General features: G+C 70.7%; 21 protein-coding genes and 2 pseudogenes. 20 read left to right on the top strand and 3 right to left on the bottom strand.

The features are described from left to right. Positions 1-73: 73 nt before the first annotated feature. From EEJ42_RS06590 to EEJ42_RS06565, 6 genes and pseudogenes are all read left to right on the top strand, one after another. The gene (locus EEJ42_RS06590; RefSeq protein WP_123099033.1) at positions 74-691 is read left to right on the top strand and encodes a hypothetical protein; all 618 of its coding nucleotides are present in this window, start codon (positions 74-76) and stop codon (positions 689-691) included. A 229-nt stretch (positions 692-920) separates the two neighbouring features. Further along, positions 921-1,973, top strand: a complete 1,053-nt coding sequence (locus EEJ42_RS06585) for a cation diffusion facilitator family transporter (RefSeq protein WP_123099032.1) — start codon at positions 921-923, stop codon at positions 1,971-1,973. Between the two features lie 78 nt (positions 1,974-2,051). Then, positions 2,052-2,297 carry a hypothetical protein gene (locus tag EEJ42_RS06580; protein ID WP_123099031.1) on the top strand — a complete coding sequence of 82 codons (246 nt, stop codon included), beginning with the start codon at positions 2,052-2,054 and terminating at the stop codon, positions 2,295-2,297. Between the two features lie 99 nt (positions 2,298-2,396). After that, positions 2,397-3,062: an HAD family hydrolase gene (locus EEJ42_RS06575; RefSeq protein WP_123099030.1), complete on the top strand. Its 666-nt coding sequence runs from the start codon at positions 2,397-2,399 to the stop codon at positions 3,060-3,062. 24 nt (positions 3,063-3,086) lie between these two features. Continuing rightward, positions 3,087-3,416 (top strand): annotated as a pseudogene (locus tag EEJ42_RS06570) (cysteine hydrolase family protein); the annotation flags it as partial. A 107-nt stretch (positions 3,417-3,523) separates the two neighbouring features. Further along, positions 3,524-6,704 (top strand): annotated as a pseudogene (locus tag EEJ42_RS06565) (glycoside hydrolase family 2 TIM barrel-domain containing protein). A gap of 22 nt (positions 6,705-6,726) precedes the next feature. Here the strand turns inward: EEJ42_RS06565 and EEJ42_RS06560 are convergent. Together EEJ42_RS06560 and EEJ42_RS06555 are read right to left on the bottom strand one after the other, a co-directional pair. Then, positions 6,727-8,037 carry a S1 family peptidase gene (locus tag EEJ42_RS06560; RefSeq protein ID WP_342778254.1) on the bottom strand — a complete coding sequence of 437 codons (1,311 nt, stop codon included), beginning with the start codon at positions 8,035-8,037 and terminating at the stop codon, positions 6,727-6,729. Positions 8,038-8,214: 177 nt separating this feature from the next. Then, positions 8,215-8,781 (bottom strand): histidine phosphatase family protein, encoded by a 567-nt coding sequence (locus EEJ42_RS06555; protein ID WP_123099028.1) that lies wholly within the window; start codon positions 8,779-8,781, stop codon positions 8,215-8,217. A 263-nt stretch (positions 8,782-9,044) separates the two neighbouring features. Between EEJ42_RS06555 and EEJ42_RS06550 the strand changes: the two genes are divergently transcribed. The 7 genes from EEJ42_RS06550 (at position 9,045) to EEJ42_RS06520 (ending at position 15,396) form a co-directional block, all read left to right on the top strand. Further along, positions 9,045-9,269: a CbtB domain-containing protein gene (locus EEJ42_RS06550; RefSeq protein WP_009720365.1), complete on the top strand. Its 225-nt coding sequence runs from the start codon at positions 9,045-9,047 to the stop codon at positions 9,267-9,269. A gap of 56 nt (positions 9,270-9,325) precedes the next feature. Then, complete coding sequence (locus EEJ42_RS06545) at positions 9,326-10,084, top strand: CbtA family protein (protein WP_123099027.1); 759 nt, start codon at positions 9,326-9,328, stop codon at positions 10,082-10,084. 48 nt (positions 10,085-10,132) lie between these two features. Further along, the gene (locus EEJ42_RS06540; RefSeq protein WP_123099026.1) at positions 10,133-11,179 is read left to right on the top strand and encodes an ABC transporter substrate-binding protein; all 1,047 of its coding nucleotides are present in this window, start codon (positions 10,133-10,135) and stop codon (positions 11,177-11,179) included. Beyond that, complete coding sequence (locus EEJ42_RS06535; protein WP_123099025.1) at positions 11,176-12,222, top strand: FecCD family ABC transporter permease; 1,047 nt, start codon at positions 11,176-11,178, stop codon at positions 12,220-12,222. Before EEJ42_RS06540 ends, EEJ42_RS06535 begins: the two co-directional genes overlap by 4 nt. Continuing rightward, positions 12,219-13,016: an ABC transporter ATP-binding protein gene (locus tag EEJ42_RS06530; protein ID WP_123099024.1), complete on the top strand. Its 798-nt coding sequence runs from the start codon at positions 12,219-12,221 to the stop codon at positions 13,014-13,016. Before EEJ42_RS06535 ends, EEJ42_RS06530 begins: the two co-directional genes overlap by 4 nt. A gap of 112 nt (positions 13,017-13,128) precedes the next feature. After that, a complete protein-coding gene (locus tag EEJ42_RS06525; protein WP_123099023.1) occupies positions 13,129-14,673 on the top strand; it encodes a Rieske 2Fe-2S domain-containing protein in 1,545 nt (514 codons plus the stop codon). Positions 14,674-14,727: 54 nt separating this feature from the next. Then, positions 14,728-15,396 (top strand): hypothetical protein, encoded by a 669-nt coding sequence (locus EEJ42_RS06520; protein ID WP_123099022.1) that lies wholly within the window; start codon positions 14,728-14,730, stop codon positions 15,394-15,396. 53 nt (positions 15,397-15,449) lie between these two features. On the opposite strand, the gene EEJ42_RS06515 is transcribed toward EEJ42_RS06520, so the two are convergent. Further along, entirely contained in the window at positions 15,450-16,307 is an 858-nt protein-coding gene (locus EEJ42_RS06515; protein ID WP_123099021.1) for an LLM class flavin-dependent oxidoreductase, read from the bottom strand. 97 nt (positions 16,308-16,404) lie between these two features. On the opposite strand from EEJ42_RS06515, the gene EEJ42_RS06510 reads away from it, so the two are divergent. The 7 genes from EEJ42_RS06510 (at position 16,405) to htpG (ending at position 22,375) form a co-directional block, all read left to right on the top strand. Continuing rightward, complete coding sequence (locus EEJ42_RS06510) at positions 16,405-16,851, top strand: phosphatase domain-containing protein (protein ID WP_123099020.1); 447 nt, start codon at positions 16,405-16,407, stop codon at positions 16,849-16,851. Between the two features lie 55 nt (positions 16,852-16,906). Continuing rightward, entirely contained in the window at positions 16,907-17,860 is a 954-nt protein-coding gene (locus EEJ42_RS06505) for a DMT family transporter (protein WP_123099019.1), read from the top strand. A gap of 239 nt (positions 17,861-18,099) precedes the next feature. Then, the gene (locus EEJ42_RS06500; protein ID WP_148081873.1) at positions 18,100-18,279 is read left to right on the top strand and encodes a hypothetical protein; all 180 of its coding nucleotides are present in this window, start codon (positions 18,100-18,102) and stop codon (positions 18,277-18,279) included. A 28-nt stretch (positions 18,280-18,307) separates the two neighbouring features. Continuing rightward, complete coding sequence (locus EEJ42_RS06495; RefSeq protein WP_123099017.1) at positions 18,308-19,309, top strand: Ppx/GppA phosphatase family protein; 1,002 nt, start codon at positions 18,308-18,310, stop codon at positions 19,307-19,309. A 100-nt stretch (positions 19,310-19,409) separates the two neighbouring features. Beyond that, positions 19,410-19,856 (top strand): nitroreductase family deazaflavin-dependent oxidoreductase, encoded by a 447-nt coding sequence (locus EEJ42_RS06490; protein WP_123099016.1) that lies wholly within the window; start codon positions 19,410-19,412, stop codon positions 19,854-19,856. Positions 19,857-20,051: 195 nt separating this feature from the next. Then, positions 20,052-20,234 carry a hypothetical protein gene (locus tag EEJ42_RS06485; RefSeq protein ID WP_123099015.1) on the top strand — a complete coding sequence of 61 codons (183 nt, stop codon included), beginning with the start codon at positions 20,052-20,054 and terminating at the stop codon, positions 20,232-20,234. A 203-nt stretch (positions 20,235-20,437) separates the two neighbouring features. After that, on the top strand, positions 20,438-22,375 hold the full coding sequence (gene htpG / locus EEJ42_RS06480; protein ID WP_123099014.1) for a molecular chaperone HtpG: 1,938 nt from the start codon (positions 20,438-20,440) through the stop codon (positions 22,373-22,375). Positions 22,376-22,447: the final 72 nt, after the last annotated feature.

Raw genomic sequence — 22,447 nt, 5'->3', positions numbered from 1 at the left:
GTCGGCGGCACCCGGCCGGAGGCCGGGGCTCATTCTCAGCGGACTCTCATTTTCGGCACCTACGGTCCGGCCCATGGACACCACCAAGACGGACCAACCGACCGACCGCACAGCGCAGCCCGCAGAAGCCGAAGAAGCAACGGCGGAGGGTGTCCCGAACGCTGTTTCCGAGAAGGAATCGCACACCGAGGCTCCCGCCAAGGAGACCGCCACGGGCTCTTCCGCGGACCGCCTCGACGAGCCCGCGACCGCTCCGGCCGCCGCCCCGGCGGCCTCCTCCGGGGTGTTCTCCGGCGCGGCCGCGGTGGCCGCCGCGGGCCTGGGGCTCGCGTCGCTCACCGGCACCTGGCTGGGCACCATGCTCCAGGAGCGTGAGCAGCTGACCGGGCAGATCAAGGCCCAGTCCGGAGCCGCCGCCAACCAGATCGAGGCGGTCTACGGCACACCGTGGCACACCACGGCCTTCTTCAACGGGCTGTTCGGCCTCGCGGCCGTGGTCATCGCCGCCGTGGTGCTGCTGCGGCAGCGCACCGCCGCGTCGGCCTCGGGCGCCACCTGGGTCTCGGCCGTGGCCTGGGGCGCGGTGGCGCTCGGCGTCATCGGCCTGCTGATCGCGGCCGTGATGGGGCTGGACGTGTTCACCCCGATGCCCAAGGTCCCGGCCAGCCCCGGTGGCGCGCCCACCGGCTGATCCGGCCGACCGACGACAACCCGGCACGCCCCGAGGGAGTGATTCTCCCCGGGGCGTGCCGCGTTCCGGGCGGGCGCGAAGGCGGGCCCGAGCGCGGGCCCGAGCGCGGCACGCAGGCGGGCCCGAGCACGGGCGCGAGGGAGGGCGTGACGCTTAAGACCGCCGCATCGGGACACCAGAGGGGACACAGACCAGTCGACGTACGGAGTCCCACGATCGGAGTCCCACGATGAGCGAATCCGCGGCACGCGCCCCCGGCCCCCGGCCCGGCGAGGACACCAGAACCGCGGTCACCGTGCTCGTCGCGCTCGGCGCCAACCTCGTCATCGCCCTCGCCAAGGCGATCGGCGGGGTCTTCACGGGCTCCCCCGCGCTGCTCTCCGAGGCCGCCCACTCGGTGGCCGACAGCCTCAACGAGGTGTTCCTGCTCGCCTCCCTCAACCGCAGCAAACGCGCCCCGGACGCCCAGCACCCCTTCGGCTACGGGAAGGAGCGCTACTTCTGGGCGCTGCTCGCCGCCGTCGGCATCTTCGTCATGGGCGGCTGCTTCTCCTTCTTCCAGGGCGCCGAGGCGCTGCACTCGGGCAGCTCGGAGGACCACACCGGCTATCTGGTCGGCCTCGCGGTCCTGGGGGTGGCCCTCGTCGCGGAGGGCTCCTCGCTGGTCCGCGCCCTGGTCCAGGTCCGCGGCAAGGCCCGGAAGGCGGGCCGCGGCATGCTCGCCGAGGTCCGCGCCGGGGGCGACCCCACGCTGCGCACCGTGCTGGCCGAGGACTCCACCGCCTGCCTCGGCGTGGTGTTCGCCCTCCTCGGCATGTGGCTGCACATGCTCACCGGCGACGGGGTGTACGAGGCGGTGGCGTCGTTCCTGATCGGGGCGCTGCTCGTCTACGTGGCCTACCGGCTGGCCAAGGAGTCGCGGGAGCGGCTGATCGGTGAGGCGATCGATCCGGCGCAGCGGCGGGAGATACGGCGCTTCCTCGACGAGCAGCCGGAGATCGACACGGTGACCACGCTGCTGACGATGCGGCTGGGCACCGAGTCCACGCTGGTCGCGGCCCGGATCGACCTCGTCGCCGGGCTCGACAGCGAAGAGGTCGAGGAGGTCCTGATGCGGGTCAAGGCCAAGATGACGGAGGTCTGGCCGCAGGCCGACCAGATCTTCCTGGACGTCACGGACGCGTCCGCCAAGGACCGCGCCCGGGCCCGCCAGGACCTCCGGGCGCTCGACCGGGCCGTGGCCGCCGACGCGGGCACCGACGCCGAGGGCGGCAGCCCGTGAGATTGGAGGTGCCCTTGATGGGTACTCGGGATCGGACCGGCCCGGAAGAGAGCTAATTGATGTTCGGAGGCAATACTCATGGGCTTGGGCGGTTGCATCCTCATGGTCGCGATCGGAGGCATCCTCACCTTCGCGACGGACTGGAACAGCAGTGGATTCAATGTGCATTTGGTGGGCCTGATCCTCATGGCCGTCGGCTTCATCGGCATGGCCGCGTACGTCAGTGTCTACAAGCGCCGGCGGATGATCCCGCCGACGGCCGCGACGCCCCCGGTGGTCGAGGATCCCGACCCGCACCACCACCGGCACCACTACGAGATCTGAGGCCAGGTCCAGATCTGAGGCCGGAAAACCCCCTGCCACACGAGGTGGCCCCCGCCACGGGTGGGGGCCACCTTCCCTTTCCCACCCCGGGAGGTGACGATGGCCGCCGTACGGAAGGCCGCGCTGTTCGACGTGGACGGCACGCTCGTGGACACCAACTACCTGCACACCGTGGCCTGGTGGGAGGCGTTCCGGCAGGCGGGGCACGCGGTGCCGATGCGGCAGATCCACCTCGCCATCGGCAGGAGTTCCGACCGGCTTCTCGACCATCTGCTGGGCGAGGACCGGGACCGGTCGCGGGACGGGACCATCAGCTCCGCGCACAAGACCCTGTACGCCACGTACTTCACCCGGCTGCCCGCCTTCGAAGGCGCCGGGGAGTTGCTGCGCGCGGTGGCGGCCCGCGGGCGTCATGTGGTGCTGGCCAGCTCCGCCGGGCAGGACGAACTGGCGGCCATGCGCGCGGCGATCGGTGCCGACGACATGACGCGCGACGCGCTCAGCTCGGACGACGTCGGCGAGGGCAAGCCCGCACCGGACCTGGTCGAACAGGCCCTGGAGCGCGCCGGGGTGCCGCCAGGGGACGCGGTCTTCGTCGGCGACAGCGTCTGGGACGTGGAGGCGTGCCGAGCGGCCGGGGTGCCCTGTGTGGCGCTGCTGTCCGGCGGCGTCCCCCAGGAGGCGCTGGCGGACGCCGGAGCTGCCGAGATCCGGGAGAGTCCGGCGGACCTGCTGGCCCATCTCGACGAAAGCCTGCTGGCCTGATCAACGCACCACTGGGGCACTGGCATGCACACCGCGCTCATCGTCATCGACATGATCAACACGTATGACCACGCGGACGCCGAGTTGCTGCTCCCCTCCGTCCGCGAGACGCTGCCCGCGGTGCGGCGGCTGGTGACACGGGCCCGGGAGGCGGGGGTCGAGGTCATCTACGTCAATGACAACTTCGGCCGCTGGCGCTCCCATCACGATGAGCTCCTGGACACCGCGCTGCGGTCGCCGCACGCCGATCTGGTGGAGCCCATCAGGCCCGACGACGACTCCCTCTTCGTCATCAAGGCCCGGCACTCGATCTTCTACCAGACGCCGCTGGAGTATCTGCTGGGGCAGCACGGACCCTTGACATCAACCTGTTCGAAACTGTCAGAATCTGTTCTCCCAAGGGGCGTTGAAGCCCGTCAACGTTCCCAAGAAGCAACATAATCGAAGAGAAGGGGATCGCCATGGCGGTCACTCGTAGATCGTTGCTGATCGCCGGCAGCGCCGCGCCCATGGCGGGGACGCTCGCCACCGGCATCCCCGCACAGGCGGCCGCACCGGCTGCCGCCGCATCCCGGGCCACCGGCGGGCGGAGCATCCCGCTCGACGACGGCTGGCGGTTCAGGCTCGTCACCCCGGACGGGAACGCCGAACCGGACGAGGACTTCGAGGCCGCGCGGAAGCCCGGCTACGACGACTCGGCGTGGCGTACGGTCGCGGTGCCGCACGACTGGAGCATCGAGCTGACCCCGACCACCGAGCACGACACCACGGGCGGGACCGGCTACTTACCGGGTGGGCTCGGCTGGTACCGCAAGTCCTTCACGCTGCCGTCCGAGCTCGCGGGCAAGCGGATCTCCGTCGAGTTCGACGGGGTGTACATGGACGCGTACGTGTACTGCAACGGCAAGCTCATCGGCAACCACCCCTACGGCTACACCGGGTTCGCCCTCGACCTCACCGACGCGGTCCACACCGACGGCACCACCCCCAACGTCCTCGCCGTCCAGGTCCGCAACCAACTGCCCAGCAGCCGCTGGTACTCCGGCAGCGGCATCTACCGCTACGCCCGCCTCGTCATCACCGACCCCATCCACGTGGCCCGCTGGGGCACCTACATCACCACCCCCACCCTGAGCCAAGACCGCGCCACCGTGCGGGCCCGCACCAGCGTCGTCAACACCACCGGCGACGACCAGTCCGTCACCATCGTCTCCACCCTCAAGGACCCCGACGGGAAGACGGTCACCCACGCCCGCTCCACCCTCACCGTCGGCGCGGACACCACCCGCGACGCCACCCAGGAGATGACGGTCGACAAGCCACGGCTGTGGTCCTTCGACACACCCCGGCTGTACACCCTGGAAACCGAACTACGGGTCCGGGACAGGACCACCGACCGCTACCGCACCCCCTTCGGTATCCGCCACGTCACCATCGACCCCGACCACGGGCTCACCCTCAACGGCGAGTACACCAAGCTCCGGGGCGTCGACCTCCACCATGACCTCGGAGCACTCGGCGCCGCGTTCAACGCCGATGCCGCGCTGCGCCAGATGACCATCATGAAGAGCATGGGCGTCAACGCCCTGCGCACCTCGCACAATCCGCCCGCACCGGAGCTGATCGAGATCTGTGAGCGGCTCGGCATCGTCATGCTGGTCGAGGCGTTCGACTGCTGGCGCACGGGCAAGAACCCCTACGACTACGGGCGCTTCTTCGACGAGCACAGCGAGGCGGACATCACCGAGATGGTGCGGGCCGCCCGTAACTCCCCCGCGGTCATCATGTGGTCCATCGGCAACGAGATCCCGGATTCCACCAGCACCGCCGGGCTCGGCATGGCGGAGCGGCTCATCGACGCCGTCAAGAAGGCCGACGACACCCGGCCGGTGGTGATCGGCTCCGACAAGTACCGTTCCCTCCCCTCTCCCGGCTCCGCCGCCGATCTGATGCTGGCCAAGCTGGACGGGCTTGGCCTCAACTACAACACCGCCGCTTCGGTGGACGCCCTGCACGCCCGCTATCCGCATCTGTTCCTGTTCGAGTCCGAGTCCTCCTCCGAAACGTCCTCCCGCGGGGCCTACCAGGAGCCCGAGCACCTCAACACCGGGGAGAACCACACGCCCGGCAAGCGCGAGCCCTCCTCCTACGACAACAACCTCGCCTCGTGGACGATGAGCGGCGAGTACGGGCTGAAGAAGGACCGCGACCGGAAGTTCTTCACCGGGCAGTTCCTGTGGTCGGGCATCGACTACATCGGCGAGCCCACCCCGTACGACGTGTTCCCGGTGAAGGCGTCCTTCTTCGGCGCCGTGGACACGGCCGGATTCCCCAAGGACATGTACCACCTGTTCAAGAGCCAGTGGACCGACGAGCCGATGGTCCATCTGCTGCCCATGGACTGGACCGGCCACCGGCCGGGCGAGACGGTCGAGGTCTGGGCCTACGCCAACGTGGACACCGTCGAACTCTTCCTCAACGGTGACTCGCTCGGCGTCCGCCGCTTCGACACCAAGAAGACCACCGACGGCCGCACCTACCTGGAAACCACCGAGGCCACCGGCGACGACAAAACCGTCACCACCGGCCCCTACCCCGGCAGCTACACCAGCCCCAACAACAGCGCGGGCAAACTCCACCTCACCTGGAACGTCCCCTTCGCCCCCGGCGAGCTCAAAGCCGTAGCCCGCCGCAACGGCCGCGTCGTCGCCACCGACACACTCNGCCCCCGGCGAGCTCAAAGCCGTAGCCCGCCGCAACGGCCGCGTCGTCGCCACCGACACACTCCGCACCGCCGGACGCCCCCACACCATCCGCCTCACCCCCGACCGCAAGACCGTCGACGCCGACGGCCGGTCACTGTGCTTCATCACCGCCGAAATCGTCGACGCCCACGGCGTGCTGGTCCCCGACGCCGACCACCTGATCTCCTTCGACGTCTCCGGGGGCTCCCTCGCGGGCGTCGACAACGGGCGGCAGGAAAGCGCCGAGCGCTACCAGGCCAGCACCCGCACCGCCTACCACGGCAAGGCCCTCGCCATCGTCCGTACCGGCACCAAGCCGGGGCACCTCACCATCACCGCCCGCTCGGCGGGGCTGCGCAAGGCCACCACCGCGGTCCGCGCCACCGGCGGCACCACCACCCGGGTCACCCCCACCCCACCCTTCGCACCCGACCCCGGCCCGGCCGCGCCCGCGTACCCGCTCGCGGACGCCAGCTACTCCGGAGCGCCCCAGACGCTGCCCGCGGCCATGCTGGACGGCGACCCGGCCACCGGATGGTCCAACGCCTTCACCAAGCCCGCCACCGCACTGCTGCCCGCCTTCAACGGGGCCAGGAAGACCGACTGGATCTCGGTGACGTGGGCCAGGAAACGCCGAGTGCGCCGCGTCGAGGTGTCCTTCACCCTCGACACGACGCACACCCTGCCCGCCTCGATCACGGTCTCCGCCTGGGACGGACACCGCTTCACCCCGGTCCACGGGGCGGACATCACCTGGGCCGACGCGTCCGGCAAGCCGACCGTCGTCACCTTCGACCCGGTGCGCACCACCCGGCTCCGTCTGGACCTGGTCAGCCGGTACCCCGGGGAGGCCAAGGGCGCCCAGCGGATCGTCCTGCTGGACGTCCCCGAGGCCTGATCCGCCTCCCCGGGGGTCCGGCTCACCAGCCCGGGGAGTAGTAGCTGTTGTACCGGCGACGGCGCGGTCGCAGGCTGATGGCGAAGCCGACGACGCCACCGGCGATGATCCACAGGCCGGGGCCGAACGCCCGCACCCGCTCCATGATGCCGTCGAGCGAGGTCGCGTCGTCCTGGGCGGCCTGGGTGCCCGAGGCGATGGCGGAGTTGTCGGCCGAGCCGCCCGCGTCACCGATCCTGGTGCCCGGGATGGTCACGCCGAGCGCCGTCATCGCCTTGGTCACGGGCTGGAAGAAGGTCACCCCGCCCTTGGTGCAGTCGCCGCTGCCGCCCGAGGTCACACCGAGCGCCGTGTTCCCGACGAAGAGCGGGCCGCCGCTGTCCCCGGGCTCGGCGCACACGGTGGTCTGGATCAGCCCGCTGACGCTGCCCTCGGGGTAGTTCACCGTCGCGTTCAGCCCCGTCACCTTTCCGGAGCGCAGCCCGGACGTGGCGCCGCTGCGGAACACCTCCTGGCCCACGGTCGGGTCGGCGGCGTTCGTGATCTTCACCTGCTGGCTGCTGCCCACGTCCAGGACGCTGTTCCGGGACAGCTTGGTGTTGTCGTAGCGCACCAGGGAGAAGTCGTTGCCGGGGAAGTTGGTCTGCACGGTGGTGCCGATGCTCGTCTTGCCCGAGGTGTCCTGGAACCAGGGCGTTCCGGGCGGGCCGCAGTGCCCGGCGGTCAGGATGAAGCCGGTCTGACCATTGGTGACGTTGAAACCGGCCGAGCAGCGGCTGCCGTTGGTGAAGATCGGGGCGGCACCGTTGGTCTTGGTGGTGAACGTCCCCGTGGTGCGCCGCATGCTCACCTCGTCGCCCATCGGCTCGGCCATGTCCTTCATCTTCGACCAGTCCGAGGTGGAGACGGAGCTGTCGCCCAGCACCATCACCTTGTTGGACTTCGGGTCGACCATCCAGGCGGTACCGGCCACCCGGGGCGCCGAGCGCAGCGTCTCGGTGGCGGATTGCAGCTGCTCCATGCTGAACCGCACCCGCTTGACCCGCGCCCCGGCCCGGGTGACCGCGTCGGCCGCCTCCGCGTCGGTCACCGCGACCACCGGCTTCCCGTCCGCGGCCGTCCAGTTCCCGGCCGTACGGGACGCCCCCAGCTCGTTCACCAGGCGGCTCCCGAGGTCCGTTCTCGCGCCTCCTTCAGCGTTCTTCCCGTCCAGTACCTGCGAGGAGCCGCCGCTCTCCGCCCCGTGCGCCGATCCGCCCGGTGAGGACTGGGCGACCAGCAGTCCGCCACAGACCATGGCACCGACGGCCGCGTACCGTACTGCATGGCGCACGCCTCGCCGCGTGTGCTTCACCACCACGTCTCCTTACGTCGATCCAGCGCGTCGCCGACAACCAGAGCCAGGGCTCGGCCGGCGAGGGCCCTCCCTCTTCATACGGGCGGGATCGGCGTCGCGCTCACCGCGGAGCGCGGCTGTTGTGACGCGGTGGGGAATCGGCGTACGGCGGGCCTACGCAGGGGCCGTCAGGGGCAGTCCGCAGCGCAGGTTCCACCGGCCGGACCGGCCGCTCAGCTCGGTCGCGGTGAGCGGGGCGACGTCCAGCCGCCAGAAGGTCCTCGGGGGCAGGTCGAGCGCGTGGACCAGGGCGGCGCGGATCACGGCGGGGTCGGCGACGGCCAGCACCCGCGCCTCCTGCCCGGCCCTCGACTCCAGCCAGGTGCCGGTCCGTTCGATCAGCCCCCGCAGCGACTCACCGCCGTGCGGCGCCGCCGCCGGATCGGCCAGCCAGGCGGCGACGTCGTCGGGCGCCTCCCGCCCCACCTCGTCCAGCGACCGGCCTCGCCAGCGGCCGACGTCGAGGTCGCGCAGCTCGGGTGCCACCGCCGCCTCCAGGGCGAGAGCCTCCGCGGTGCCGCGGCAGCGCGCGGACGGTGAGGTGAACGTCACATCGTGGTGCGGCAGGGCGCCCGCGGCGTCCCGGGCCCGCCGCGCGGCGGCCGCGTCCGGCGGGGCGTCGTCGAAACGCACCTGCCGCAGGGCCGCGTTGACCGCGGGCGCCAGCAGGGTGATACGCACCGCCTTGTCCCCCTATTCCGTAGCATCCGCCCCCGCGGGGACTCCGATTCCGGCGACCGCGCCGTAGCGGGGGCCGGGTGCCGCGCGCTACGGTCTCATGGAAAACGACGGCGTGACGGAAGTCCGGTGAGAACCCGGCACGGTCGCGCCACTGTGTGTCCGGCGGATACGTCCCGTGAAAGCGGGCCGCCCGGCGGGCGAGTCAGACCCGGCGCCGTCGTACGAGTACCAACAAACGGGACGCGTGTTCCCAGGAGGTCGCCATGGCTCAGTCCGCCGTTCCCGCACCCAGCTCGCAGCCGGTGCCGGAGATCACTCCCATCTCGCTGAAGGCGATCGCCCCGTGGGCGCTGTTCTTCGGCGTCCTCATGCTGATCCTCCTGTACTTCGTCGGCGCCGAGCAGGGCGCCACCGCGGTCGTCTCCGGTGAGAACGTGCACGAGTGGGTGCACGACGGTCGCCATCTGCTCGGCTTCCCCTGCCACTGACACTGACCGCACTCACCGCCTCGGCTTCAGCTGCACATCAGGGGAATCGACACACCATGAACTCCATATCCGTCCGGGCGCTGCTCGTCCGGGGCATGCTCGCGGGTCTCGCCGCCGGGCTGCTCGCGCTCGTCGTGGCGTATCTGCTGGGCGAGCCGCGCGTGGACGCGGCCATCGGGTACGAGGAAGCGCACAGCCATGAACACGGCGGTGTCGAACTCGTCGGCCGCACCATGCAGTCCACCGCCGGTCTGGCCACCGGGGTGCTGATCTACGGCGTCGCCCTCGGCGGCATCGCCGCCCTCGTCATCGCTTACGCCCTCGGGCGCGTCGGCCGGTTCGGCCCGCGGGCCACCGCCGCGCTGGTGTCGCTCGGCGCGCTGGTGTCCGTCTATGTGGTGCCGTTCCTGAAGTACCCGGCCAACCCTCCGGCCGTGGGCGATCCGTCGACCCTGGACCAGCGCACCACGCTGTACTTCCTGATGGTGGTGCTCAGTGTCCTGCTGACGGTCGCCGCGGTGATCCTCGGCAAGCGGCTGGCGCCGCGGCTGGGCAACTGGAACGCCACCGTGGCGGCTTCGGTCGCCTTCCTCGCGGCGATCGGGCCGGCGTACGCGTTCCTGCCCTCGTTCAACGAGGTGCCCCACGGCTTCCCGGCCACCCTGCTGTGGCAGTTCCGGCTGTCGGCGCTGGCCGTCCAGGCGACCCTGTGGGGATCCTTCGGGCTGTTCTTCGGGTATCTGGCCGAGCGGCTGCTCGTCCCGCGCCCGGCCGTGGCGCCGAGCGCCCCGGCGAAGGCGGGCGTCGCCCACTGACCGTCCCGCCCGCCCGATCCGCACCTGTCGCCAGAGGAAACACCACCCGTGCCGATAGCACGTCCTGCCCGATGCGCCACCCTGTGGCTGACCGGCGCCCTGACCGGTGCCCTGTTGCTGACCGGATGCGGCGGCGGCCCGGAAGCGTCCTCCGAATCCTCCGAGGACGCCCCCGGGTATCCGCGAACGTTGAGCAACTGCGGCCACAAGGTCCGCATCACCGCACCGCCCCGGCAGGCGGTGTCGCTCAATCAAGGGTCGACGGAGATCCTGCTCTCGCTGGGGCTCGCCGACCGGATGGCGGCCACCGCCACCTGGACCGACCCCGTCCTGCCCGGGCTGCGCGAGGCGAACGCCACCGTGCCCCGGCTCGCCGACAACGCACCCTCCTTCGAGAAGGTGCTCGACAAGGAGCCGGACTTCGTGTCCGCGTCCTTCGAATCCACCCTCGGCAAGGGCGGAGTGGCCACCCGTGAGCAGTTCGAGAAGCTCGGCGTACCCACGTACGTCTCCCCCGCCGACTGCGTGAAGGACAACAGCGGGGACGGCGACGGCAGCCGCACCACCCCGCTGACCATGGACGACGTCTACGGCGAGATCCGCGACCTGGCCCGGGTCTTCGGCGTGGAGAAGCGCGGCGACGCGCTCGTCGGCAGGCTCAAGGCCCGGGTCGCGAAGGCCACCAAGGGCGTCGACGCGTCCGGCACCTCGGTGCTCTACTGGTTCGCCAACTCCGAATCCCCCTATATGGCGGGCTGTTGCGGCGCCCCCGGCGCCATCACCCACGCGGTGGGCGCGAAGGACGTCTTCGACGACGCCCATGAGGAATGGCCGCAGATCAACTGGGAGACGGTGGCGGAGCGGAACCCCGACGTCCTGGTGATCGGCGATCTCACCCGGAAGCAGGAGTCGGCCGAGACCGCCGCGAAGAAGATCGCGTTCCTGGAGTCAAACCCGGCCACCCGGTCGATGGACGCCGTGCGCCACAAGCGGTACGTCCTGCTCAGCGGGCAGGCCATGAATCCGTCGATCCGTACGGTCGACGGCATCGAGAAGGTGGCCGCCGCGCTGCGCCGCTTCGGTCTCGACCAGTGACCGGTACGGCCGCGGTACGCGTACGACGGCTGCGGTACCCGGCGCTGTGGGCGGCCGGGGCGGTGGCGCTGCCGCTGTCGATCGCCTTCGCCATCACCATCGGTCCGGCCGACATCCGGGTCGGCGATGTGTGGGCCTCGGTCGCGTCCCACCTGGGCTGGGGCACGACCGGGCTGACGCCGATCCGCGACGGCATCGTGTGGGACCTGCGGCTGCCGCGGACCCTGCTCGCCGCGGTGTGCGGGGCCGGGCTCGCGGTGTGCGGGGTGGTGATGCAGTCGCTGCTGCGCAACCCGCTCGCCGACCCGTTCGTCCTGGGTGTCTCCTCGGGCGCCTCCACCGGCGCGGTCGCGGTGGTGGTGCTGGGTGCCGGTGGCGGGGCGGTGTCCGTCTCGGCCGGCGCCTTCGCGGGTGCGGTGGTGTCGTTCGCGCTGGTGCTGGCGCTCAGCCAGGTGCTGGGCGCCACGACGGACCGGGTGGTGCTGTCCGGGGTGGCCGCCATGCAGCTGTTCTCGGCGCTGACCTCGTTCGTCGTGATGACGGCGGCGGACGCGGAGCAGACCCGCGGCGTGCTGTTCTGGCTGCTCGGCTCGCTGGCGAACGTCGGCTGGGCCGAGGTGTGGGCCGGGCTCGCGGTGCTGGCCGTGACGCTGCTGGTGTGCGGGGTGCACGCCCACGCGCTGGACGCGTTCGCGTTCGGGCAGGACGCGGCGGCCACCCTGGGCGTACGGGTGGCCCGCACCCGGATCGTGCTGCTGACCGTCACCGCGCTGCTGACCGCGGCGCTGGTCAGCTCGGCGGGGGCGATCGGCTTCGTCGGGCTGGTGCTTCCGCACGCCGCCCGCGCCCTGGTGGGCTCCGGGCACGCCCGGTTGCTGCCGGTGACGGCGCTGACCGGGGCGGTGTTCCTGGTGTGGGTCGACACGCTGGCCCGCACCGTGCTCGACCCGCAGGAGGTGCCGGTGGGCGTCGTCACCTCGCTGATCGGCGTACCGGCCTTCGTCCTGGTCCTCTACCGCACCCGGAAGGCGGGCACGGCATGACCGGGGACACGGACACGGGAGACACGGGGGTCGGGCTGCGCGCCGAGCGCGTGGCGCGCGCCGCGGGCGGGCGGCTGATCGTGGACGGGGTGAGCCTCGCCCCGGCGCCGGGGTCGTGCGTCGGGCTGCTCGGGCCGAACGGCTCGGGCAAGTCGACGCTGCTGCGGCTGCTGGCCGGGGTGCTGGCGCCCGCCTCGGGCGTGGTCACGCTCGACGGCCGTCCGCTGGCGGAGTCGCACCGCAGGGCGGTCGCGCGCCGGATCGCGGTGGTCGAGCAGAATGCCGCCACCCAGTCCGAGCTGACCGTGCGCGAGGTGGTGGGCCTGGGCCGCATCCCGCACCGCCGCCCCTGGTCGGGCACCTCGGCTGCGGACGAGGAGGCCGTACGCCACGCCCTGGAGCGGACCGGGCTCGCGGACCGGGCCGAGCAGTCGTGGCACACCCTCTCCGGCGGTGAGCGCCAGCGCGCCCAGATCGCCCGCGCCCTCGCGCAGGCGCCCCGGGAACTGCTGCTGGACGAGCCGACCAACCACCTCGACATCCAGCACCAGCTCGATCTGCTGGCACTCGTCGCGGACCTGCCGGTCACCACCGTGATCGCGCTGCACGATCTCAACCTGGCGGCGATGTACTGCGACGCGCTGCTGGTGCTGCGGGAGGGGCGGGTGGCCGCGGCGGGTACGCCGGGCGACGTCCTCACCGAGGAGCTGATCGCCGACGTCTACGGGGTGCGCACGGCCGTCACCCCGGACGGCCCCGACGGACGCCCGCACATCCGGTTCCTCACCAGGTGACCGGAAGCCGCGGAATCACCCGCCAAGCCCACCTGCGGATGCAGCCCCTCCGCATCACCGGGAGAGTCGGAGGTGTCCGACATACCTGACAAGCTGGTTGGGGTGCTGCGGGATGCGTATCACCGGACTTGGACATGCGGGACTCTTCATCGAAACCGAGGCGGGATCGGTCCTGTGCGACCCCTGGGTGAACCCCGCCTTCTTCGGCTCGTGGTTTCCGTTCCCGGACAACACGGACCTGGACTGGGCGCACTACGGGCGGTCCGCCGACTATCTGTACGTTTCCCATCTGCACCGGGACCACTTCGACGCGCAGAATCTGCGCCGCAACGTGCGCAAGGACATCACGGTGCTGCTGCCCGCCTTCGCCACCGACGAGCTGGAGCGCGAGCTGCGGGCGCTGGGGTTCACCCGGTTCCTGCGCACCGAGAGCGGAAAGCCGGTCGAGCGGGACGGCCTGCGCATCATGATCACCGCCCTCACCGGCCCCGGCGACGGGCCCATCGGCGACTCGGCGCTCTCGCTGGACGACGGCAGGACCGTGCTGCTCAACCAGAACGACGCGCATCCGCTGGACATCCCGGCGATCCGTGCGTTCGGCGAGGTCGACGCGTACTTCGTGCAGTTCTCCGGGGCGATCTGGTACCCGATGGTCTACCAGCTGCCGGACTCCGCGAAGCGGGAGTTCGCCGCCCGTAAGCGGCAGGGCCAGTTCGACCGCGCGCTGCGCTACATCGACGCGGTCGAAGCGGCGCACGTGTTCCCCAACGCGGGACCGCCGTGCTTCCTCGACGACGCGCTCTTCGAGTTCAACGGCACCGGTCGCGACGGCGAGTCCATCTTCACCGACCAGCGGGAGTTCCTGGCGCAGCTCGCGCAGGCGCGGCCGGATGTCTCGGCGCATCTGCTGCTGCCGGGCACGGTCGCGGAGCCGGAGGACACCGCCTGCAAACTCACCCACCGCCACACCGACAAGGAGATCGACCACATCTTCGGTGACAAGCGCGCCTATCTGCGTGACTTCGCCCGCCGCCGGCGCCCCGCCCTGGCCGCCGAACGCGCCTCGCGCTCCCCCGCGCTGCCGCGACACCGGCTGCTGAGCGAGCTGAAGCGGTGGTGGGAACCGCTGTTGGCGCGCGCGGACCACATCTGCGCGGGCGTCGGCGGACCCGCCCGGCTGGATGTGGGCGAGATCCCGATCGTGATCGACTTCCCCGCGCGGGAGGTGCGGGAGTGGAACGGCGAGCGCTGCCGCTACACGCTGTCCACCACGGGCGACCTGGTGGCCACCAACGTCGCCAAGCGCGAGGTCGACTGGTCCAACAGCCTGCTGCTGTCGATGCGGTTCACCGCGAGCCGCATCGGGCCGTACAACGAGTTCCTGTACGTGTTCTTCAAGTGCCTGTCCATGGAGCGCATCGAGTACGTCGAGAACTACTACGCCTCCGGTGAGGACGACGGCCAGGACATCGAACTCGACGGCTGGCGGATCCAGCGCCGCTGCCCCCACCTCCGCGCCGACCTGGGCCGGTTCGGGAAGATCGAGGGCGATGTGCTCACCTGCACGCTGCACGGCTGGCGCTACGACCTGACCACCGGGCGCTGTCTGACGGCCGACGGCCACGAACTGCGCGCCACGCGGTGCGAGAACCCATGAGACGGGCGGGGCTCCGGCGCGTATGGGTTCATGAACCCAGCGAAGGAGTCACACATGGCGCGCAGAAGAACCCTCGGCGGTCCGAAGAAGCTGATGCTGCTGGTCGGCGCGGTGGCGCTGGCCGGCACCGGGGCCGGAGTGATGGCGACCAGCAGCAACGCCGGCACCACCAGTTCCCCGAACACGGTCAAGGCGGAGTCCACCGCGTGCGACGGACTGGCTCAGGCCCTGGCCAACAACGAGAAGTTCATCGCCGACCAGCGAGCGAATCCGGATGCCCAGTCGGACGCCCGGATAGCCAACCGGGAGGCGGTCATCGAGGAGATCAAGCGGAAACAGGAGGCGTCCGGTTGCGCGGTGGGCTCCGGGGACACCGCGGCCTCCCCCGCCACCTCGTCCGCCCCGGAGGCCGGAGGCGCGGCCGAGGACACGGCGGCGGCCGATGACACGGCGGCCTCCGGGGACGCCGCCGCCGGCGAAGTCGTCTGCGCGGGCTCGACGGTCACCCTGTCGGGCGAGGACGGGGCACCGGCCGCGTCCAGCAACCAGTTCCCGGTCGGCACCAAGCTCAAGGTCACCAACCTGGACAACGACAAGTCCACGACCGTCTCCGTGACCTCGACCTCGGGCAGCTGCGCCCTGCTCAACAACGCCGCCTTCGAGCAGGTCCGGGAGACCGGCAAGAACCTGATCCGCAACGCGCGCATCGAGCGCGTGGGCTGAGCGGACGACGCACCGGGGGCCGGGGAACGAAGCCACCGGCCCCCGGCGGCCGGTCAACCCGCCTGGTCGGTGGCCTTGCCCCGGCGGGCGGCCACGGCCGCGAGCGCCTGCCAGGCCGCCTCCGGGTGCCGGGTCTCCTCCGGGTCGCCGTTGAACGGGTCGAGCAGCACGGACTCCGCGCCCAGTCGGCGCAGCTCCTCGATGTCATCCATGACCTGGTCGATCGTGCCCTCGCCGGCCGGGCGTTCGGGGCCGGTGACCGGCTCGTCGGTGAGCTTCAGCACCACGCGCGGGGCGAGCCCGGGCACCGGTCGGCCCAGCTCCTCCGCGATGCTCTTCAACCGGTCCAGCGCCTCCCGCAGCCAGTCGAGGGTGAACCAGATGGGATGCCACGCCTGGCCGTGCCGTACCGCCCGGCGCAGCGCGGCGTCGCTCATGCCGCCCACCCAGACCGGTATGTCGCCACTGCGGTAGTCCGCGTCGTCCTCCCAGGCGGTGCGGATCGCCTGGAGGTGTTCGTCGGCCAGCTTTCCGCGCCGCTCGAACTCCACGCCGAGCGCCTCGTACTCCTGCTTCGCCCATCCCACGCCGACGCCGAGGACCAGGCGTCCCCCACTGAGCTGGTTGAGGTTGGCGGCCATGCGGGCGATGAGCAGCGGATGACGGTACGGGACGACCAGCACCGTGGTGCCCAGCCGCACCCGGTCGGTGATCCCGGCCAGCCAGGACAGGGTGGTGAAGGGCTCGTAGAACGGGGCGGGATACTGCTCCGCCACATCGGGGGTGACCGCGACGTGGTCCGAGACCATCAGCAGGTCGTACCCCAGCCCCTCCACGGTCCGTGCCCACTGGCGCAGCACATCCGGCCGGGCGCCCGGGCCGAAGTTCGGGACGTTGACTCCTATTTCCATGGGATCACCCTAGGCAGTGATCATGATGCCGAGGCACACCGGCCCGTTTCCCTGCCGCGCATGCCGCGCATGCCGCGCGCGCCGCTACTCTCGCTCCATGGACGCCACTTGGAACGCTTCCGCGCCAGGAGTGATGCGACTGCCATCGGGACGGCTCATCCGCGGCCGGGGGTTGCGCCACCCCCTTCCGGAGGGACCCGCGCCCGCTTTCGCGCTGTATCTGCTGGGCCATGAGCCGCCCTCGGTCGCGTGGGAGGCCCGCTGGCTGCGCTGGCCCGATTTCCGGTGCCCGTCCGACCGCGCGGAGGCCGCCGCCGCGCTGCGCGAGGTGTGGGAGCGGGCCGCGGGCGAACGGGTCGAGGTCGCCTGCGGCGGTGGCCGGGGCCGCACCGGCACGGCGCTGGCCTGCGTCGCGGTGCTGGACGGCGTACCGCCCGGGGACGCGGTGCGGTACGTACGCGAGCACTACGCGGCGCGCGCCGTGGAAACGCCCTGGCAGCGCCGCTATGTCAGCCGGTTCGGACAGCCCGCGGTCAGTGGCTGACCGCGCGCCAAAACTTCGTTGATCATCGAAATGAGCGCGGCATAGTGTCGACGTCATGACCAAAGCGCCGGACACCGGTTACCAAAAGGAATGGCTCGCCGTGGCGGCGGCAGCCGTCACCGTCGTCTTGTGGGCCTCGGCCTTCGTCTCCATCCGCAGCGCGGGCTCGGCCTATTCACCCGGCGCCCTGGCCCTCGGGCGGCTGCTCGCCGGGACGGTGGCACTGGGCGCGATCAGCCTGATACGGCGGGTGGGGTGGCCACCCGGCGCGGCCTGGCCGGGAATCGCCTGCTCGGGCTTTCTGTGGTTCGGCGTCTACATGGTGGCGCTCAACTGGGGTGAGCAGCAGGTCGACGCGGGCACGGCCGCGATGGTCGTCAACATCGGCCCGATCCTCATCGCGCTGCTCAGCAGCAGGCTGCTGGGCGAGGGGCTGCCGCGTCCGCTGCTGTGGGGGATGGCGGTGTCCTTCAGCGGCGCGGTGGTCGTCGGGCTCTCGATGTCCGGCTCGGGCCGCTCCTCCGTGCTCGGTGTGCTGCTGTGCGTGGTGGCCGCGGTGACGTACGCGAGCGGCGTCGTCTCCCAGAAACCCGCGCTGCGGCACGGCGGAGCGCTCCAGGTGACCACGTTCGGCTGTCTGATCGGGACGGTGGCCTGTCTGCCCTTCGCCGGGACGCTGGTGTCGGAGGCCGCGCACGCCCCGCTGTCCGCGACGCTCAACATGGTCTACCTGGGTCTGTTCCCGACCGCGCTCGCCTTCACCACCTGGGCCTTCGCCCTGGCCCGCACCACCGCGGGCCGGATGGGAGCCACCACCTATGTGGTGCCGGCCCTGGTGGTGCTGATGTCCTGGCTGATGCTGGACGAGGCGCCGGGCGCGCTGACGCTCGCGGGCGGCGCCCTGTGCCTGGCCGGGGTCGCGGTCTCCCGCCGCCGTCCGCGCCCGGCGCCCTCGACGGTCGTGGCCACCGGCAGCCCGACGGCCAGGGAGACGTCTCCGGCCGATTAGCCGCATACCGGCATCAACCACCCGACCAGGGGATGTCTCGCCGATCACGCGGACATCCCCTTAACAGCTTCGGGCGCGGCACCGACGCGATCCGGCCGTTGTACCCGGGACCGCTTGGCACACTTTTTCGCACGATTCCGATCCCTCCTGGCCCGATATGGTCCAGGTGTGACCGGTATCGCAGGGAAGAATCCGTCCCGCCACGGATGAGTGCGATGCGCGAGGGTACCCATCGGGTCATGGACACAAACGAGCAACCCTTGCTCACGCCCGATCTGCCGCCCGTGGTCGACGTGCCGGATCTGACGTTCCCCAGCGGACGTCGCACCGAGAAGTCCCCGGGCCCGGCGGAGCGGAACGGCGAAAAGGAATCCCCCGCACCCTCCTCCACCCCCCAGCAGCGGCCTCTCGCGGCGTAAAGTCCGGCGGCTCGGGCACTCAGCAGGCATGCGTCTCGCAGTGCTCGACATAGGTTCACGTTCCGTTCACCTGAAGATCGCCGACCTCGTTCCGGGCGGACCGCCCGAGCCGGTGGCCACGCTCAAGCGGTCGGTCCATCTGGCCGAGGCGACCGATCGCCACGGGGTGATCAGCCAGGACGCCATCCGGCGCCTGGTCGGTGCCGTGACCGAGAGCGAAGCGGTCGTGGCCGCACACCAGGTCGACGACCTGGTGCCCCTGGCGACCTCCGCGGTGCGCGACGCAGCCAACCGGAAGACCGTTCTCGCCGCGATCGAGGACGCGACCGGATTCCGGGTGCGCTTCTTCAGCGGCGAGGAAGAGGCGCGTCTGACCTTCCTGGCCGCGCGCGGCTGGCACGGCTGGTCGGCCGGGCAGATGCTGCTGCTCGACATCGGCGGCGGCTCGATGGAGCTGGCCTGCGGCAGCCGTACGGAACCCGCGGTGGCGCTCTCACTGCCGCTCGGGGCCGGTCGGCTCACCCGCCACCATCTGCCCGACGAGGCGCCGGTGCACAAGCGGGACGTGGCGCGGCTGCGCAAGTACGTGCGTTCCGTCCTCACGGAGGCCACGGCCGAGCTGCGCGACCAGCCGGCCCCCGTGTCCGCGATCGCCACGTCGAAGACCTTCACCCAGCTGGCACGGCTCGCCGGAGCCCCCAAGCCGACGGCCGGGGCGCCCGGCCGCAGCACCCTCGCCCGCTCCGATCTGCGGAAGTGGATTCCCCGGCTGGCGGCCAGATCCGATGCCGAGCGCGCCCGGCTGCCGGGCATCTCCACGTCCCGGGCCCATCAGTCGCTCGCCGGGGCGATCGTGGCGGAGGCCGCCATGGAGCTGCTGGACGTGCGGCGGGTCACCATCTGCCCCTGGGCGCTGCGCGAGGGGGTCCTGCTGGACCGGCTGGCCGCGCTCGGCACGCCGCCGCTTCCGGCGGTGGCCGTGCCGAGGGCCCGTCACCACGCCCTCCACCGGCTGCACACCGTCTCCTGATCGCCGCCCTGCTGCCCGCCTGATGCCCCGGGATGATCGGGCAGGCCCGGCGCGTTATGCCGTGCGGTAAGCGTTGTCGACGACGATGGGAACGGATGACATGCCTCTTCACGGCGAGTACGAGCCGAGCCCGACCCAGTGGGTGCGCAATCAGGTCGAACTGATCGAGAGTTCCGGAGGCACCAAGGGCACGACGATACGGGGCATGCCCGTCATCCTGCTGACCACGCGCGGGGCGAAGAGCGGGAAGATCCGCAAGACTCCGCTGATGCGGGTGGAGCACGAGGGCAGGTACGCGGCGGTGGCCTCGCTCGGCGGCGCCCCCAAGCACCCCGTCTGGTACTTCAACGTGCTGGCCGACCCCCGCGTCGAGCTGCGCGACGGGACGGAGCTGTGGGACATGAACGCCCGCGAGGTCACCGGCGAGGAGAAGGCGCAGTGGTGGCGGCGCGCGGTCGAGGCGTACCCGGACTACGCCGACTACCAGGAGAAGACCACGCGCGAGATCCCCGTCTTCGTCCTGGAGCCCGCGGCCGCGCCGCACTGAACGCCCTGACGCGATGAGCGGCCCGGTCCGGCGGCCGAGCCGCTCATCGCGTGACGGCCTCCACCCGGGCCCCACACAACCTTCACGGAACCGGACCCCGCGGGATCACGGTGATATGTGTCCTCGCGACAAGGGAAACCGAAGGTTAGGCTCGGGTGGCACACCTGCACCACGGCACGAAGGAAGTACCTCAGCATGACCACCGCGAACAAGGGTGACCTGTCCCCGATCTACGACAGTCTCATAGCGGAACAGGGCGACGTTCCCGCCGAGGCACGGGAAGCGGCCGAAGAGATTCAGCGGGAGGCCGCCGAGGCCCTCGACTGGAGCCGGATCCGTCCCGCCCAGGGCTCCCACCCGCACCAGCAGGGCGAGTGACGCGGGGTCCGTATCGCCTCACCCCCAGCGGGTTCTCCGGATACGACAACGACACCAAGCGCGGCCCGGGGCTCCGGCCGTCGGGCCACGCAAACCGCGCGAAGGCACCGGACCACCACGCGCGGTGACCTCCCTCTTCGATAAGATTCCGGCGACGCACCGGACTTGATGGCGTCGAACACTTATCGCATGAGGGGAATCAGGTGACTACAGGGGTAGAGACATTCGAGTTTCAGGTCGAGGCGCGCCAGCTCTTGCAGCTGATGATCCATTCGATCTACTCGAACAAGGATGTCTTTCTGCGGGAGCTCATCTCCAACTCCTCCGACGCCCTGGACAAGCTGCGGCTGGAAACCCTCCGGGACGGGGATCTGGAGGCGGACACCTCGGATCTCCACATCGCGTTGGAGGTCGACAAGGAGCAGCGCACGCTGACCGTGCGCGACAACGGCATCGGGATGTCGCACGATGACGTGGTACAGCTCATCGGGACGATCGCGAACTCCGGCACCGCGAAATTCCTCAAGGAGCTGAAGGAGTCGCAGGACGCGGCGGCCTCCCAGGACCTCATCGGGCAGTTCGGGGTCGGTTTCTACTCCAGCTTCATGGTCGCCGACGAGGTGACGCTGCTGACCCGGCGCGCGGGCGAGACCCAGGGCACCCGCTGGGTGTCCAGCGGCGAGGGCACCTACACCATCGAGCAGGTCGAGGACGCCCCCCAGGGCACCGCGGTCACGCTGCGGCTCAAGCCCGAGGATGCCGAGGACCATCTCTTCGACTACAGCTCCCCGTGGAAGATCCGGGAAATCGTCAAGCGGTACTCGGACTTCATCACGTGGCCGATCCGGATGGCCGGGGAAAGCGCCACCAGCTCTTCGGAGGACGACAGCACTCCGGAAGACGGCGGCACCCCCGAACTCGAGACCATCAACTCGATGAAGGCGTTGTGGGCACGCCCGCGGGGCGAGGTCACCGACGAGGAATACAACGAGTTCTACAAGCACATCAGCCACGACTGGACCGACCCGCTCGAGACCATCCGCATGCAGGCGGAGGGCACGTTCGAATACCAGTCGCTGCTGTTCATTCCGTCCCGCGCGCCGCAGGACCTGTATATGCAGGACCGTAAGCGGGGCGTGCAGCTCTACGTCAAGCGCGTCTTCATCATGGACGACTGCGAAGCGCTCATGCCGGAATACCTGCGCTTCGTCAAGGGTGTCGTGGACGCCGCGGACCTTTCGCTGAATGTCTCGCGCGAGGCCCTTCAGCAGGACCGCCAGATCCAGTTGATGCGCCGTCGACTGGTCAAGAAGGTGCTGTCGACGGTCAAGGACATGATGTCCGACGACGCCGAGCGGTACGCGACGTTCTGGAAGGAGTTCGGCCGCGTCCTCAAGGAAGGGCTGCTGGGCGACTTCGAGAACCGGGACGCGATCCTGGAGGTCTCCTCCTTCGGCTCGACGCACGACGCGGAGCAGCCGACCACGCTCCGGCAGTACGTGGAGCGCATGAAGGACGGGCAGGAGCACATCTACTACGCCACGGGCGAGTCGCGCTCGATCGTGGAGAACTCGCCCCACATGGAGGCCTTCCAGGCCAAGGGGTACGAGGTGCTGGTCCTCACCGACCCCATCGACGAGCTGTGGGTCGACGCCGTCCCCGAGTTCGAGGGCAAGCAGCTGCGGTCGGTCGCCAAGGGGCAGGTCGACCTCGACGGCGAGGACGAGTCGAACGAGGGCGGGCCCGAGCGCGAGCAGCAGAAGAAGGACTTCGCCGATCTGCTGTCCTGGATGACGACGACGCTGAGCGAGCAGGTCAAGGAGGTGCGGCTGTCCTCCCGCCTCACCACCTCTCCCGCCTGCATCGTCGGCGACACCCACGATGTCACCCCGGCCCTGGAGAACATCTACCGCGCGATGGGGCAGAACGTGCCCCAGATCAAGCGCATCCTGGAGCTGAACCCCACTCATCCGCTGGTCAGCGGGTTGCGCACGGCCCATGGTGAGCGCGCGGAGGACCCGGGCCTCGCGGAGACGGCCGAACTCCTCTACGGGATGGCCCTGCTCGCCGAGGGCGGGGAACTCAGCGACCCGTCGCGCTTCATCAAGCTGATGGCCGGCCGCCTGGAGCAGACGCTGTGATCCGCGCCTCCGGGCGGGCCCGTGCCAGGGCCCGCCCGGAGGCTTTTGCCGAACCGGCAACTTTCCTCCCCC

The sequence above is a fragment of the Streptomyces botrytidirepellens genome (assembly GCF_003721215.1).
Classification (GTDB): domain Bacteria; phylum Actinomycetota; class Actinomycetes; order Streptomycetales; family Streptomycetaceae; genus Streptomyces; species Streptomyces himastatinicus.
This window is presented reverse-complemented; position numbering and strand designations above follow the sequence as displayed.

Excerpts from the sequence above, each read along its gene's own strand:
- EEJ42_RS06590 (WP_123099033.1), top strand. The coding sequence starts at position 74 with ATGGACACCACCAAGACGGACCAACCGACCGACCGCACAGCGCAGCCC.
- EEJ42_RS06585 (WP_123099032.1), top strand. The coding sequence starts at position 921 with ATGAGCGAATCCGCGGCACGCGCCCCCGGCCCCCGGCCCGGCGAGGAC.
- EEJ42_RS06580 (WP_123099031.1), top strand. The coding sequence starts at position 2,052 with ATGGGCTTGGGCGGTTGCATCCTCATGGTCGCGATCGGAGGCATCCTC.
- EEJ42_RS06575 (WP_123099030.1), top strand. The coding sequence starts at position 2,397 with ATGGCCGCCGTACGGAAGGCCGCGCTGTTCGACGTGGACGGCACGCTC.
- EEJ42_RS06550 (WP_009720365.1), top strand. The coding sequence starts at position 9,045 with ATGGCTCAGTCCGCCGTTCCCGCACCCAGCTCGCAGCCGGTGCCGGAG.
- EEJ42_RS06545 (WP_123099027.1), top strand. The coding sequence starts at position 9,326 with ATGAACTCCATATCCGTCCGGGCGCTGCTCGTCCGGGGCATGCTCGCG.
- EEJ42_RS06530 (WP_123099024.1), top strand. The coding sequence starts at position 12,219 with ATGACCGGGGACACGGACACGGGAGACACGGGGGTCGGGCTGCGCGCC.
- EEJ42_RS06525 (WP_123099023.1), top strand. The coding sequence starts at position 13,129 with ATGCGTATCACCGGACTTGGACATGCGGGACTCTTCATCGAAACCGAG.
- EEJ42_RS06520 (WP_123099022.1), top strand. The coding sequence starts at position 14,728 with ATGGCGCGCAGAAGAACCCTCGGCGGTCCGAAGAAGCTGATGCTGCTG.
- EEJ42_RS06515 (WP_123099021.1), bottom strand. The coding sequence starts at position 16,307 with ATGGAAATAGGAGTCAACGTCCCGAACTTCGGCCCGGGCGCCCGGCCG.
- EEJ42_RS06510 (WP_123099020.1), top strand. The coding sequence starts at position 16,405 with ATGGACGCCACTTGGAACGCTTCCGCGCCAGGAGTGATGCGACTGCCA.
- EEJ42_RS06505 (WP_123099019.1), top strand. The coding sequence starts at position 16,907 with ATGACCAAAGCGCCGGACACCGGTTACCAAAAGGAATGGCTCGCCGTG.
- EEJ42_RS06500 (WP_148081873.1), top strand. The coding sequence starts at position 18,100 with ATGGACACAAACGAGCAACCCTTGCTCACGCCCGATCTGCCGCCCGTG.
- EEJ42_RS06495 (WP_123099017.1), top strand. The coding sequence starts at position 18,308 with ATGCGTCTCGCAGTGCTCGACATAGGTTCACGTTCCGTTCACCTGAAG.
- EEJ42_RS06490 (WP_123099016.1), top strand. The coding sequence starts at position 19,410 with ATGCCTCTTCACGGCGAGTACGAGCCGAGCCCGACCCAGTGGGTGCGC.
- EEJ42_RS06485 (WP_123099015.1), top strand. The coding sequence starts at position 20,052 with ATGACCACCGCGAACAAGGGTGACCTGTCCCCGATCTACGACAGTCTC.